A 13,746-nucleotide genomic window follows, 5' to 3' on the forward strand; every position below is an offset into this window, starting at 1 on the left:
TTTAACCGGAATTTTATCCGATCAAATACCGATATTTCCAGGAATGAACCTGTTTTAAACCCATATCACATGAATTCGCTTGTAGATGATTACATCGACAGGTATTTTTCGGAACCAAAACAAGCCAAGACCAGGGTAGCACGAATTGATAAGTGCCTGAAACAGACCCTCTCCGGAGCCGGGTTAAATGACCGGTACCGGTGCTGATTGGCTCCATCCAAATTGCCATGCGAAAATAAGTTGGAACATTGCTTATATTTCGGTCCATTAAATTCAGGTTCCATCCGTTGAGGTTGAAGGTATCAGGCATATTTCTATTGATCAGCCTAGCCGCGCCACTGGCTACGTCTTATACCTTTTATTACCTGCAAAAGTGGGTCATCCGTAAAGAAGTCAAGACAAAGATCCTTGCCGGCATGCCCAAAGATTCTCTCGTCTGTCTCAAGCTGGGTAAAGTGGAAGCCAGGCTGGCTCTGGACTGGGAATACGATAAAGAATTCACCTATCAGGACCAGAAGTATGATGTGATCGAGACCATTGATTTGGGAGACAGCATCGCATATTGGTGTTGGTGGGATCACAAGGAGACGCATTTATCCAGAAGGCTGGACAAATTATTGGAGCTGGCAAATTCCAGCAACCCCTATCAGCAGAAAAGCCAAAAGCGACTTGTTCAGTTCTTCAATTCGCTTTATTGCACTGAATTGCCCTACTACACTACAAACCAACCAATCTATCAATCCACTCTGCTCATGATGGACTCACTGTTTACCTGCTGGAGTTCAAAACCATTGACTCCCCCACCACAGTCGGTGTAAGACAATAATGGTATTAAGAGTCTGCCTCCCATACAGAGGCGGGCTAGAGTTGTTTTGTCTAACACAAACTTTTTTCATCATGAAGAACTTTTTCATATATGCATTGGGCATTATGGCATCTCTTTCGATCCATGCCCAAACAAATTCATTATCAGGTAAGATCGTAGATCAAAATACCCAGTTGGCACTCCAGGGTGCAGATATTATCACGGATGATGGCAAAGGGACAACCTCGGATCACCATGGAGAATTCAGCCTGAGCTGCCACGGGTCTTCCATCACGGTTACCATCTCTTACATTGGTTATGAATCCCTCCGGAAGACATTTGCCTGTGGTGCCGGAGAACAGATCACCATTGGTTTAACGCCGGGAATGCACAACATCAATGGAGTGGAAGTGACGGCTTCCGCTTTACCAAAGAATACCCTGGCAGACCAATACAGGCCTCTGGCAACGCTGGACAAAACCGACCTGAACAGAGGTACCGGTCTCTTCCTTGACGATGCCATCAACTCCAATATTCCCGGGGTAACCATGGAACGGAGAACCCATTCTGCCGGCCAGCAAATCAGTATCCGGGGGTATGGCAATGGCATTGGATTCCGTGGAGCCAATAATAATTTTGATATGCAGGGGCTAAAGGTTTACCTCAATGGCATTCCCATTACGGACGCTGAAGGAGTAACTGCCATGGATGATATTGATTTTGCGTCTCTGAATAATGTTGAAGTTTTGAAAGGGCCTGCCGGCACCCTTTACGGGCTGGCTATCGCGGGTGTGGTCAATATGCAAACTCAGCGGGCTCCTAAAAATTCATTCACACTGGGCCAGGATGTGCTGGCTGGAAGCTACGGCTTGTTGCGTACAACGACCCGTCTGGCCATTGGCGGAACGAACTCTTCTTTTCTCGTCAACTACGGCCATCAGAATTATGATGGTTTCATGGTTCATACGGCTTCTCATAAGGACTTTGTCAATGTCATGGGCGATTTTGATCTCAATACCAGGCAAACCCTGACCACCTATTTTGGTTACAGTGACAGTTATGATGAGCGCAATGGTGAGCTAACCATTGACCAGTACGAATCCTTCGACTATTCGGGAAACAGCAGATACATTGCTAACAATTCCCATTCGGCCGCGAGGACCTATCGTGCCGGCATCGGACATACCTATACCTTTAACCGGCATATCGCCAATACGACCTCATTTTTCGGATCAGGTCAAAGTCTGGACAATAGTTCTGCTGGCGGATGGACGGACAAGTATCCCCTGAATTACGGACTGCGTTCAGTATTCAATACGGATTTTGCCATTAATGAAAGCCTTCGATTGACGGGAATCACCGGACTGGAATTGCAAAAAATGAATGCCCAAACCATCGGATACGGCATGGGGGCAGATAGCACCAATTTAGGCGGTTACAACATCATCACCACCTTGCGGTCCGATCAGGCGACAACGAACAGCACCTCCTCGTACTTTACCCAGTGGACACTGCATTTACCTGCTGATCTTAAAATAAATGCCGGCATCGGCATCAGCAACATGTCAATCCGTTTGGAAGACCGCCTGTGGGGCTTGTCGAACAACCATCCTTCCAATAAAAAATTACCAACCTATGCCACCAAATACACCGCCCTGGTCTCACCAAATGTGACCATTCAAAAAGGATTTGGCGAGGCAGCATCGGTATACGCATCTTACTCGGTGGGCTACAAAGCTCCGGTCAGTTCAAATGTCCTGATCTCAACCACCGGGCAGTTAAACACCGGACTCAAACCGGAGCAGGGTACGCAACTGGAAATCGGGGTTACCGGCAATCTGGCAGACCGCAGGATGTACTATTCGGTCGCATTGTTCCAGACCAATTTCAAGGATAAATTCACCACCCAGACCGTGCAAAACCCGGATAACACAGCAACGCTGTATTCCTATATTGTCAATGGCGGCAAATTGGATAATAAAGGGCTCGAACTGCTTCTACGCTATGACCTGATCTCTTCCGGGGATGGATTTATGCGTTTACTGAGGCCATTTGTCAATGCCACCATATCGGATTTTACTTATGTGGATTATGCCTTTGAAACAATTGGTAAAGATGCTAACGGCAAGGATATAACCGTGGTCTCCGATTATTCGGGTAATGCAGTGGCCGGAGTAGCTCCAATCGTATTTAATGCAGGAATAGATGCGGTCACCAATCCCGGGCTTTATGGCAATATCAATTTGCACTACCAGAATGAAATGCCTTACACCTCGGATGGTGAAAACAAAGCAAATGCTTACAGCCTCCTGAATGCCAAAATTGGGTTACGGAAAGCAATCAGGCAACTGGATCTGGATGTCTACGCTGGCGCACAGAACATCACCGGTGCACAGTACTTTTACATGGTATTTGTCAATCAATTACCGGACGCATACATCCCAGCTTCGCAGGATATTAATTTCTTTGGGGGAATAAGCCTGAATTATCATTTTTAATCCATCTTAGCCCGGGTAGTTCCGGAACTACCCGGGCTAACCATTAATATCAAATTCATGAAAAACATAATTATACTATGCTCTCTGCTGGTTTTATCCAGCGCTTGCGGGCGCTTTGGAAATGAGGATAAAAAACAGGATGAAGAAACGCGTATTGTCGTCATAGCCAAGCAATACAATGAGATCATCTGGGCACTGGGTGCCGAGCAAAATGTGGTAGCTGTAGATGTCTCCAGCACGTATCCTCCTGAGCTCAAGGAGCTGCCGAACATCGGTTATCACCGGGCGCTGAGTGCTGAAGCGGTATTGGCAGCAAGGCCGACCCTGATCATTCACGACAACAACATCGGTCCCGAGCACGTTGTCCGGCAGCTGGAAGATCTGAAGATACCCATGAAAGCCTTTGAGACATCCGCTACGGACATCCCTTCCACCAGGGAGCTGATCATGGAAATGGGCCGATATTACAACAAGGAACAACGTGCCCGGGAGTTATGCGATCAACTCGACAAAGACATGGAAGCAGCGCTTGCATCGGTACGTACAGATTTGCCCCGGCCGAAAATCCTGGTCATTCACTATGGCCAGGCATCCAATATTTATCTGGTGATCACCTCCAACAGCACCGCGGCCAGGCTCATCGACTGGGCGGGAGGTGATATGGCTATTACCGGGGAACGCGGCATGGTTCAACTTTCTGCTGAGGTGGTAGCTGCTTCGGATCCGGATATCATCCTGTTGACGGACTTTGGTTACGACAGGCTTGGCTCCAAGGAGAAGATATTGGAATTACCGGGTGTAGCAGGGACAAAGGCCGCAAGAAATAACCGCATTTATCGCACAGAAGAACACGATATGGTCTACCTGGGTCCCCGTACTGGACAAATTGTACAATCGTTGCAAAAAATCATCCAGGATGACCAAACAAAGTAGTCACAAAAGACTGATTTACATCACTTTAATTATTCTGGTAGCCCTGATGGCACTTGTTTCGGCACGGTATGGTGCAGTGCGACTGGAAGTACATGATATCATTGACTCCATTGGCAAGACCTTACGCCAAGACCCGGACATGACCCTTAATGAGCGGATCTTCATGGATATCCGGTTTCCCCGGGTCCTGTTATGCATCCTCGTCGGAGCCAGTCTGGCCGTGGGAGGAACCTTGCTTCAGGCTTTATTCCGCAATCCGATCGTAGAACCGGGATTGGTTGGGACTTCCAGCGGAGCGGCACTTGGAGCGGCCTTGTATTTTACACTAGGAGCGAAATTCCAGATCAATGCAGGTGAGTGGACATTACCCATTGCCGCTTGCCTGGGTGGTGTATTGGCAACCTGGCTGGTCCTGGCACTTTCTCAATCGCGAGATACCGGTAAAAGCGCCATTGTAACCATCCTCCTCACCGGAATTGCCATCAATGCACTTTGCATCAGCGGTGTAGGATTCATGTCCTACATCGCCCGTGATCCACAAGCCCGGTCCATAACTTTCTGGGGACTTGGGACCCTAAGTGGCGCGAACTGGCATTCGGTCATCATTGTAGGCATCTCAACCAGTTTAACCGTATTTGCGGCGATGCGTTATGCCAAACAGCTCAATGCCCTGATGATCGGAGAAAGTGAGGCCATGTTCCTGGGAGTCAATATCCGCCGGTTGAAACTTCACGTATTAACCATCAATGTGATCATGGTTGCGGTTGCTACAGCTTTCGTCGGAGTGATCAGCTTTGTAGGCCTGATTGTGCCTCATTTATTGCGCATGCTGGGTGGCTCGGACAACCGGTATTTGATCCAGGCCAGTGTATTAATGGGGGCATTGATCCTTTTGTCCGCCGACTTTATTGCACGAATGACCGTCGCCCCGGCAGAATTACCAATCGGAATCGTCACCTCGGTGGTGGGTGTACCTGTTTTCATCTTCCTGTTACGCAGGAATAAATACTTGTTCTGATATGATCACGGTAGACAATGTCCAGTTCAGGGCCGGAAATAAATATTTGGTGCAGGCAATTTCTGGCCGTTTTGAAGCCAGAAAAATCCATCTGATCATTGGCCCGAACGGCGCCGGCAAGTCGACACTGATCAAACTTATTGCAGGCCAGCTTCCACTCCATCATGGTCATGTCCGGTATGGCGACACCGATCTTGCCCGGCTTTCGGTATCACAACTGGCCAGGATCCGGGCAGTGTTGTCACAAAATGTGGATCTGGCATTCCCCATGCGCGTAGATGAGGTGGTGCTGTTAGGCCGTTATCCGCATTTTTCAGTGCGTCCGACCTCCCGGGATCTGGAGGCATGCCGGCTGGCCATGGAGCGATTTGATGTTCAGGATATGAGCGACAGGGATTACATGACTTTAAGTGGTGGAGAAAAACAGCGGGTTCACTTTGCCCGGGTAACCGCTCAATTATGGGATCCCAAGTCCATAAATGTGCGTTATCTGCTGCTTGACGAACCGCTAAATTCACTGGACATCTATTACCAATACGACTTCATGGAAAAAGTGAGGCAATTGTGTACCGAGCAGAATCTCGTCGTCATCGGGGTCATCCATGATCTGAACCTGGCAGCTAAATATGCGGATGAGCTGACATTATTGCATCAGGGCAAACTTTTGTCAACGGGGACCCCGGTAAAAGTTCTGACCTCCGAAAACATCAAACATGCCTTTCACATGCATGTCAGGACGCAGGATGAAGGTGGTATTGTGCGTGTATTGTTTTGAAGTTTTCCTCTGCTGAAGTTCAGATATGCATCCATCAAAGGAAAGCTTGTGACATAATTATTTATTGGTTGTCTTTCTCAAAGGAATAAACTAATGTCATGACCCGGTTGAAACCTTACCATAAATGCATCTATTGTCTTTTGGCATTCGCTATACTGACCTCCTCGTCCGGTTGTTCTGAAGCCGCTGACTCATCCGTAAAATTACAAGCCCGGATAGACAGCCTTGAAACACAATTGGCGCACACGTATAAACCCGGTTTTGGGGAATTTATGAGCTCAATACAAAACCATCACACCAAATTATGGTTTGCAGGTAAAAATGCGAACTGGGACCTTGCTGATTTTGAAGTCCATGAGCTCATGGAGATCTTTGATGACATTCAGACCTATGAAACCGACCGGGTAGAATCCAGATCAATTCCTATCATCCATGCTCCATTGGACAGTATTAATTTCGCCATTCAACAAAAAGATCCCCAACTTTTTCAACGGGATTTTAATCTTTTGACCAACACGTGCAATGCCTGCCATCATGAGGTGAATTTTGGATTTAATGTGGTAACCATTCCACAATTCAATCCATTTGCCAATCAGGATTTTAGTCCAAACGATTAATTATTAATTTTCATTTATAAGGTAATGCCTTGAGTGGTTAGCTTTCCAAATCATATTTGGTTCTTAGGTACTATTGTAATTACTCTTTAACGAGTTAGGAAAGAATTTTTATGTAACTTCTATTGTTCCGAAATGTAATTCTGATTGCAAGGGTCGCTGCTTACCGTATTCGTTCATTTTTGTTCCGGCAAACCGCGCCCCGACAAGCTGTGGCGGGCGGGGAACGAACCAAAAACCTCGATTCACGCAAAACCCGCCCGAACGACATTCAGTCGGGCAGGCTCACCTTGGCGTTCGGTGCAACTGTATGGGGTTCAGGATATTAAGTTCGGCATCCCATTCGCTTTGCGGTTCCTTCACTTGAATGTCTCCCAGACATTCATTCCGCCATTTGGCGAAAAACGTTCAGTCAGACCATTTTTGCGGCATGCGCGCACCTCACCGTCTTTCGACGGCAGCAAAAATGCTGTTTTTGAATTGTTCGAACAGTTGCGTGAACCCTCTTAAGAGACGGTTGTATCTAAAAACAACCACTTCGAATAAAAGAAATACAAAAAGCCGTAGCTTTTAAAAGTTTGGCTCAAAATTGTAAACCCAAATGGATGACAATTAGTAGAACTTCGAAATATTCTTTGGCCTAGGCCTTGAAAGCCTAAGTAGTTTAGTGATAAATTAGCGCTGGCTACAGGATTGGAGGGCTGCTTTAATAGGCAAGATTCTACATAATTCACTGATAGTCTATAGATTGCGCAATCACGATTTAACCACTCAACGCGTTATAAGGCAATAAATAAGCAAGCCGGGCAGGTAATAAAATGCCTTCGTTTTTTACCACCCCACCCCGGCTGACTTTCAATGAGGTTATTTATCGCCTTTAACATCCACAAGCAGCATTTTTACAGGCTTTTCGCTGTTGTTTATCACCATATGCGTTTCCGCTTCGCTCCAGAGCGTCGTGCCTGCTTTTACTGCAATGTTTTGTGTCTGTCCTCCTTCAACGGTCAGAGACACCGATGCATCCGTAAGTACGATGACAAGATGCGGATAATGATGATGAAATCCTGCCCCACAAACATTTTTTCCTGGTGTACTGACATATTCAGTCACCTTTAATTGTGCATTATCGACAAGAACCTGCACGGTATCCCTGGATGATTCACCGACCTGTCCAAAAACATCTGAGTGGTATGCAAAAAACAATGCGACCAGGATAATAAGCTGTTTCATAAGTACGAGATTTTAATGATTCCGAATGAATTAACCATTCAAAATTATTACTGTACTACGATACCGACTTTGCTCATTGGTTCAATTGCTTTACTGAATAATCCATTAAATCTTACAATCAATTATTGTATTGAATCGCCTGGAAAGGATTTCGCTGATAACTTGCCGGGGATACTCCATACACCTGTTTAAATACGCGGCTAAAATGAGAAGCATTTTCAAAGCCACAATCGAATGCAATTTCCCTGATGGTTTTCTGGCTTGCAGTCAATCTATTTTTAGCCAACTCCAATCTTCTGGTTGTGAGCCATTTTGAAGGAACCATGTTGTAATACGCTTTAAATTCCCTTTTGAAGGTCGACAAGCTGCGATCCGCTAGTTTTGCAAACTCCGGGATCGTTAAATTATACATGTAATTGGATTCCATAACTTGCCAGATGGGCACATGATACTGATCAGAAACACTATAGGCATACGAAAGGAATTCTTTATTAACCGGATCAGCCAATAAATTATAAAGTAATTCCCGGAATTTCATTTCCAGAAGTTTCTCAGGCAATTTGTGATAATCCTCAAAGTACCGGATCATGGTTCTAAAAAATGCAATCGAGGTTTCATTCGCATTTAACAGGCTTAGCATCCTATTACCCGTAGGGCTATCCAATACATTTTGGGATAAATATTCGCAGTAATCATTCAACACACTTCTCAGAAAATCGTCCTTGAAACTGAATGAAATGGTTTCCCATCCGGCAAACTCATACATTTCTTCGGTATATGCCATTGGCTGTGCAAAAATGCAGCTGCCCTCTGTTGTCGTGAAAGATTTACCACCATGGTGATACGTTTTCTTCCCTCTGAGGGTGTACGCGATGGTGTTATAGTGTGACCACAATTTAACTTGTTTATCCTTCTGGGGACAGATATAATGGGCAAACAGCATATCCTTTACCATCCAGGTTTTGAAAACTTTAGGATGTTCAACCTTATAATCGTAAGCGTTAATCACAGCAATGGGGTTACGTTTGCCGATTAATTTATTAAAACCTACATGAAATAGCCAAGTTTTCACCGTATTAATCACTCAAATTGAATGGTAAGTTGTCCGGCATATAAAATAAAAAGCCGGTAACCCTTGCGGATTACCGGCTTTAAGCCGATCAGCTATGATTAAAAGTTATACTTAATCCGGATCGATCAATAGCCCGGATTCTGATTCATATTGGCATTCGCATCCAATTCCGCCTGAGGAATCGGCGCAACAAACCGGTTGTTTGGATAGGCAACATCGCAAACCAGATTGGTGCAATCGGTACGGACCAGGCTTTGTTTGTGGCGCATCAATTCCCACAGACGCTGACCTTCAAACATCAACTCAATCCGTTTTTCTTTCTCGATTTCATCCAAGAGGGTCTGGCCGGTAGCCGTGACCGCCTCCGCCGAAGGAAGACCTCGCTGGCGTATCACTGTAACATCAGCCTGTGCGCCTGTTTCATTGCCCAACATTGCACGGGCTTCCGCACGGATCAGGTACATCTCCGAAAGTCGTAATACCGGTGTATTGTTCTGATACTGCGTATTTGGATATTTATTCACCCGCAAGTTTCCATAAACACCCCCAATGGTTTCATCGATTTTAAACAATTCTCCTCGGACATCGCCTTCCGGGATAACACTAAGCAGGTCGGCGGAGGGCAAATAGTCCCCGTAGCCTTCGGGAATATACATTCTACCCAACGCATCCGAGCCATTATCATCATCCTGACGGAAAATCACTTCAAAAATGGACTCACTGGATAATCCCTGGCCCCAACTAGCTACATATTGATCGGTAGATACCAGGGAATAATTACCGCTCCTAATGACTGCCGAAGCCATTTGGTCTGCCATTTGGAAATTACCCATGTATAATGCTACTCTTGCCAGCAGGGCCTGTGCAGCCTCCTTGGAAATCCTGCCTGCACTTGGCGGTTCAACCTTGAGCAATGGAATTGCCGTCTGCAGATCGGATACGATTTGTTGATATACTTCTGCGACCGTATTCCGGACTGGCTTGGAGTTTTGATCAAATACGGTTACCACAGCCACACCCGGATGTGAATTATCCGCAGTAAATCCATAATGCTGAGCAAACATACGTACCAGGTCAAAATGTGCCAATGCCCTTAGCGCGTAAGCCTCTCCGACATACTCATCTTTCTGGTCCTGAACGGCAGAGGTTACTTCAACATCGGCATTGATCACAACATTGGCACGATTGATAACATCGTACATAATTCCCCACATGCCCAAGGCGATTCCATCGAGAGCCGTCGCCTGATAATCCGAAAAATCCCTGGCACGGTTTGCCTGTGCATTCTGTTTGACGTCATCCGACATTACATCCGGTACCAATACAAAATATCGACCGTAGTAATTGGAGGATTGAAGTCCGGAATAAATCCCGTAAACAGCAGCTTTGTAGTCATCAATTTCTTTGATAGCATCTCCTAATGCTACCGACTGATATGGATTGAGATCCAGAAAATCTTTTCCACAGGAAGTCGCCAAGAAGATCAGCAACAGGGAAAGGATTCTTGCATATTTATTTATATTCTTTTTCATTCTTTCTTTGATTTTGAGTGAAACAACTTTACAAACTCTATGGAATTAAAATCCCAGGTCAAGTCCGAAAGAAATTGTTTTCATATTTGGTACCGGTGATGAAACAATACCGTTAATGGATGCTTCAGGGTCCATGTACAGATTCTTTTCACGGGTGTACGTCCACAAGTTGGTTCCACGAAGATAAACACTGGCAGAACGTACTTTCACACGATTCAGGATATCACCAGGAATCCGATAGCCCAGCGTAAAATTGCGCAGACGCAGGTAGGATCCATCGTGCAACCACCTGGTCATATTTGCAACGTTTGAGTTGTTGTTACCTCCCCAACGGAAATAGGGTACCTCCGTTACATCGCCAGGTTTTTCCCAACGGGTCAAATTGAGGTTGGTCTGTGAACGCGGTGTCAGAGAACCATCACCCTGTAAAAAGCGAGCTTCGGTGTCATACAGATAATTACCCCAGCTGTAGGAAAACTGGGCATTCATGAATAGCCCTTTCCAGCTAATATCAGCATTCAGACCACCGAAGAAATCCGGGGTTGCACTGCGTCCCGAGGTAAAGCGTTCTGCTGCGTTAATGTCCCCTGTAATTTCTGTCTTGGTGCTGTCAACATACCATTGCGGTGTACCATCTGCGCTATTTACGCCAGCCCACTCATACAAATAGAAAGTTTGGAAATCATAACCTTCTTTCCGCAATTTGGTATCGTCGACGATATCTTCGTCCAACTTGGTGATGCGGTTTTTAAGGAAGGTGATGTTTGCACCCAAACTGATGGTCAGATCATTTTTCCTCAAGACATCTGCATTCAGGGTTATTTCGATCCCGTTATTACGCATTGCCCCAAAGTTCTGCGTCAATGAGGAAAATCCTGTGGTCCTGGAAATAGGCCTGTTCAACAACAAGTTACTGGATTCGCGATCAAAATATTCAATCGTACCATTCAGGAAGCGCATTAATTCGAAATCAAGACCGACGTTAAAGCTTGACGTGGATTCCCAGGTCAAATCGATGTTACCGATATTGGATGGCGCTCCACCAGGAGTTCCATCGTAATCCTGGCCAAATCCAAACAATGGAATGTGCTGGTAATTGCCAATTCCGGCATTTCCATTGGTACCATAGGAAGCACGCAATTTTAAAGCATCGACGAAAGATAGATTATCGATAAATGCTTCCTGGTCCAAGCGCCACGACGCTCCGATCGACCAGAAGGTACCATACCGGTTATTGATTCCGAATCTTGAAGACCCGTCCCGCCGAATCGTTCCTGATAAATAATACTTCAGATTATAGTTGTAGTCAACGCGTCCAAAGATGGACTCAAAAGAGTATTCGGCAATATCGCTGGATGCCTGGGTTGGCGTAGCTGCGTTAGCCAGGGTGCGAAGCGTGGGATTAGGATAACCTTCTCCGGAAAGCTCAAGGCCTTTACGTTTGTTCTTTTGAGCCTCATAACCAGCCAATACGGTAAAGTTGTGCGTATTATTCAGTGATTTGGTATAATTCAATGTTTGCGTACCTATCCAGTTATCTTCTCCAATGTTGGTTTCCGTGGCATAACCGCCTACGTTCCTGCCATCTCCGTAACGGGGATTCCGATAGAAGAACTCCTGAACGTCAATCAAATCGATTGCCCATGAGGTCCGGAATTTCAAATCCTTGAGAATTTCGTACTCTCCGGATAAATTATCGATAATCCTTAACTGGTTGAACATACGCGCATCATCACCGGACAAGCTACCCACCGGATTGTTACCTCCCATGAAGAAAGATTTGTGTTCGCCATAAAAACGACCCTGATCATCGTACAAAGGAATAACCGGTGCCAGAAAATATCCGGTATACAACGGGTTTGCCCAGAAGCTACCGTCACTCATACCAAACTGATCCATGCTGGATGCAAAAAGGTTATTGGTAAATTTCAACTTGGATGTAGGCGTTACCGTAATATTTACCCTTGATGATAAGCGGTCAAGTCCGGAATAGATAACCGGCGCTCCCTGGCTAAAGTAGGAGCCTGAAATGTAATAATTCACAAAATCATTACCACCGCTGGCGCTTAAGTCATAACTCTGCGTCTGACCGGTCCGCGTGATTTCGTCGATCCAATTGGTTTCGACATTGATCTTTTGAATTTCACCGTTCGCGCCAAAATCGACGGCTCCCGGATAATAACCCTCAAACCGGCTAACCGCCTTGTCAATGGTCTCACCTCGATTTAACCATCCTTCCAAGAACATCTGGGTATACTGCTCTGAAGTAAGCCCTTTCAGTCTTTTCTTTTCAGAAACTGCCCAATTGTTGAAACCAAATTGGGTCCGCAGATCGATTTTAGGCTTGCCTGTCCGGCCGCTTTTGGTGGTGATCAAAATCACACCATTAGCTCCCCTCGATCCGTAGATAGAAGTTGCTGCCGCATCTTTCAGGACGGTGACCGACTCAATGTCATTGGGGTTCAGCGCCGCCATGGTATTTGCTGTCGTATTGGTACGGGTGATATCACCTGCAGTGACCGGTATCCCGTCGATGACATAAAGTGGTTCACTGGATGCACTGATGGAGCCGATACCGCGAATCCGAACCTGAACATTCGCACCCGGTTGTCCATTTCCCATTACAGCCTGCAAACCAGCCACATTACCTTGTAATGTCTGTTCGACAGAAGCGAGCGGTACTTGCTCAAGCTTGTCGGATTGCAATTTCGAAACGGCACCGGTCAGCTCTTCCTTCCTCGAAGTACCATACCCTACAACAACCACCTCATTCAGCTGGGTCGTCGCGTCCTCCAGGGTAATTGTCAACATGCCGGATGCAGAATTAACTGCCACTCTCTGCGTTTCATAACCAATGAATGAAACTTCAAGTATGACCGCATTATCGGGGACTGCCAGGGAGAAAGATCCATCAATCTCCGTTGTAACCCCTATCGTGGTCCCTTGGACGACCACACTGGCTCCAATCAATGGATCACCAGCATTATCTATGACAACGCCTTTAGCTGTAAACTGGCCGTAAGCCGACGCAGTCACGAGGCAAAGCATAGAAAAAACTAATTTGAGATTAGTAAATAACTTCATAAACTCGATTTAGAATAGGTTAAGAAAATAGGTCTTGGCTCAATGTTAGGCTATCTATTTTGTAACGCATCCGCACTGGAATCTGCTGTTTTTTCGTTTGAAATGAAAAAAGCGAAAGAGTACATGTACTTACTCTTTCGCTCTTCCATAGTGAACTCTAAATATAATAAACGAACTAATTAATC

11 protein-coding genes are annotated in these 13,746 nt (G+C 45.8%); 7 read left to right on the top strand and 4 right to left on the bottom strand.

The window, feature by feature from the left end; genetic code table 11:
- Positions 1-69: 69 nt before the first annotated feature.
- The 7 genes from H6570_10665 (at position 70) to H6570_10695 (ending at position 6,646) form a co-directional block, all read left to right on the top strand.
- Positions 70-207: a hypothetical protein gene (locus H6570_10665; protein ID MCB9319735.1), complete on the top strand. Its 138-nt coding sequence runs from the start codon at positions 70-72 to the stop codon at positions 205-207.
- An 80-nt stretch (positions 208-287) separates the two neighbouring features.
- Positions 288-818, top strand: a complete 531-nt coding sequence (locus H6570_10670; GenBank protein ID MCB9319736.1) for a hypothetical protein — start codon at positions 288-290, stop codon at positions 816-818.
- Positions 819-897: 79 nt separating this feature from the next.
- A complete protein-coding gene (locus tag H6570_10675) occupies positions 898-3,303 on the top strand; it encodes a TonB-dependent receptor (protein ID MCB9319737.1) in 2,406 nt (801 codons plus the stop codon).
- Positions 3,304-3,360: 57 nt separating this feature from the next.
- On the top strand, positions 3,361-4,236 hold the full coding sequence (locus tag H6570_10680; GenBank protein MCB9319738.1) for an ABC transporter substrate-binding protein: 876 nt from the start codon (positions 3,361-3,363) through the stop codon (positions 4,234-4,236).
- Complete coding sequence (locus H6570_10685; protein ID MCB9319739.1) at positions 4,220-5,254, top strand: iron ABC transporter permease; 1,035 nt, start codon at positions 4,220-4,222, stop codon at positions 5,252-5,254. Before H6570_10680 ends, H6570_10685 begins: the two co-directional genes overlap by 17 nt.
- A 1-nt stretch (position 5,255) precedes the next feature.
- Positions 5,256-6,029: a heme ABC transporter ATP-binding protein gene (locus H6570_10690; protein ID MCB9319740.1), complete on the top strand. Its 774-nt coding sequence runs from the start codon at positions 5,256-5,258 to the stop codon at positions 6,027-6,029.
- Between the two features lie 98 nt (positions 6,030-6,127).
- Complete coding sequence (locus tag H6570_10695) at positions 6,128-6,646, top strand: hypothetical protein (protein ID MCB9319741.1); 519 nt, start codon at positions 6,128-6,130, stop codon at positions 6,644-6,646.
- An 861-nt stretch (positions 6,647-7,507) separates the two neighbouring features.
- On the opposite strand, the gene H6570_10700 is transcribed toward H6570_10695, so the two are convergent.
- From H6570_10700 to H6570_10715, 4 genes are all read right to left on the bottom strand, one after another.
- A complete protein-coding gene (locus tag H6570_10700) occupies positions 7,508-7,873 on the bottom strand; it encodes a hypothetical protein (GenBank protein MCB9319742.1) in 366 nt (121 codons plus the stop codon).
- A gap of 118 nt (positions 7,874-7,991) precedes the next feature.
- A complete protein-coding gene (locus H6570_10705) occupies positions 7,992-8,882 on the bottom strand; it encodes a helix-turn-helix transcriptional regulator (GenBank protein ID MCB9319743.1) in 891 nt (296 codons plus the stop codon).
- 188 nt (positions 8,883-9,070) lie between these two features.
- Positions 9,071-10,477 carry a RagB/SusD family nutrient uptake outer membrane protein gene (locus tag H6570_10710; GenBank protein ID MCB9319744.1) on the bottom strand — a complete coding sequence of 469 codons (1,407 nt, stop codon included), beginning with the start codon at positions 10,475-10,477 and terminating at the stop codon, positions 9,071-9,073.
- Positions 10,478-10,522: 45 nt separating this feature from the next.
- Entirely contained in the window at positions 10,523-13,525 is a 3,003-nt protein-coding gene (locus H6570_10715; GenBank protein ID MCB9319745.1) for a TonB-dependent receptor, read from the bottom strand.
- Positions 13,526-13,746: the final 221 nt, after the last annotated feature.

It is taken from the genome of Lewinellaceae bacterium (genome assembly GCA_020636135.1).
Taxonomy (GTDB): Bacteria; Bacteroidota; Bacteroidia; order Chitinophagales; family Saprospiraceae; genus JAGQXC01.

Bases quoted from the DNA above. Each gene is read 5' to 3' on its own strand.
- H6570_10665 (MCB9319735.1), top strand. From the start codon at position 70: ATGAATTCGCTTGTAGATGATTACATCGACAGGTATTTTTCGGAACCA.
- H6570_10675 (MCB9319737.1), top strand. From the start codon at position 898: ATGAAGAACTTTTTCATATATGCATTGGGCATTATGGCATCTCTTTCG.
- H6570_10680 (MCB9319738.1), top strand. From the start codon at position 3,361: ATGAAAAACATAATTATACTATGCTCTCTGCTGGTTTTATCCAGCGCT.
- H6570_10685 (MCB9319739.1), top strand. From the start codon at position 4,220: ATGACCAAACAAAGTAGTCACAAAAGACTGATTTACATCACTTTAATT.
- H6570_10690 (MCB9319740.1), top strand. From the start codon at position 5,256: ATGATCACGGTAGACAATGTCCAGTTCAGGGCCGGAAATAAATATTTG.
- H6570_10695 (MCB9319741.1), top strand. From the start codon at position 6,128: ATGACCCGGTTGAAACCTTACCATAAATGCATCTATTGTCTTTTGGCA.
- H6570_10700 (MCB9319742.1), bottom strand. From the start codon at position 7,873: ATGAAACAGCTTATTATCCTGGTCGCATTGTTTTTTGCATACCACTCA.
- H6570_10710 (MCB9319744.1), bottom strand. From the start codon at position 10,477: ATGAAAAAGAATATAAATAAATATGCAAGAATCCTTTCCCTGTTGCTG.
- H6570_10715 (MCB9319745.1), bottom strand. From the start codon at position 13,525: ATGCTTTGCCTCGTGACTGCGTCGGCTTACGGCCAGTTTACAGCTAAA.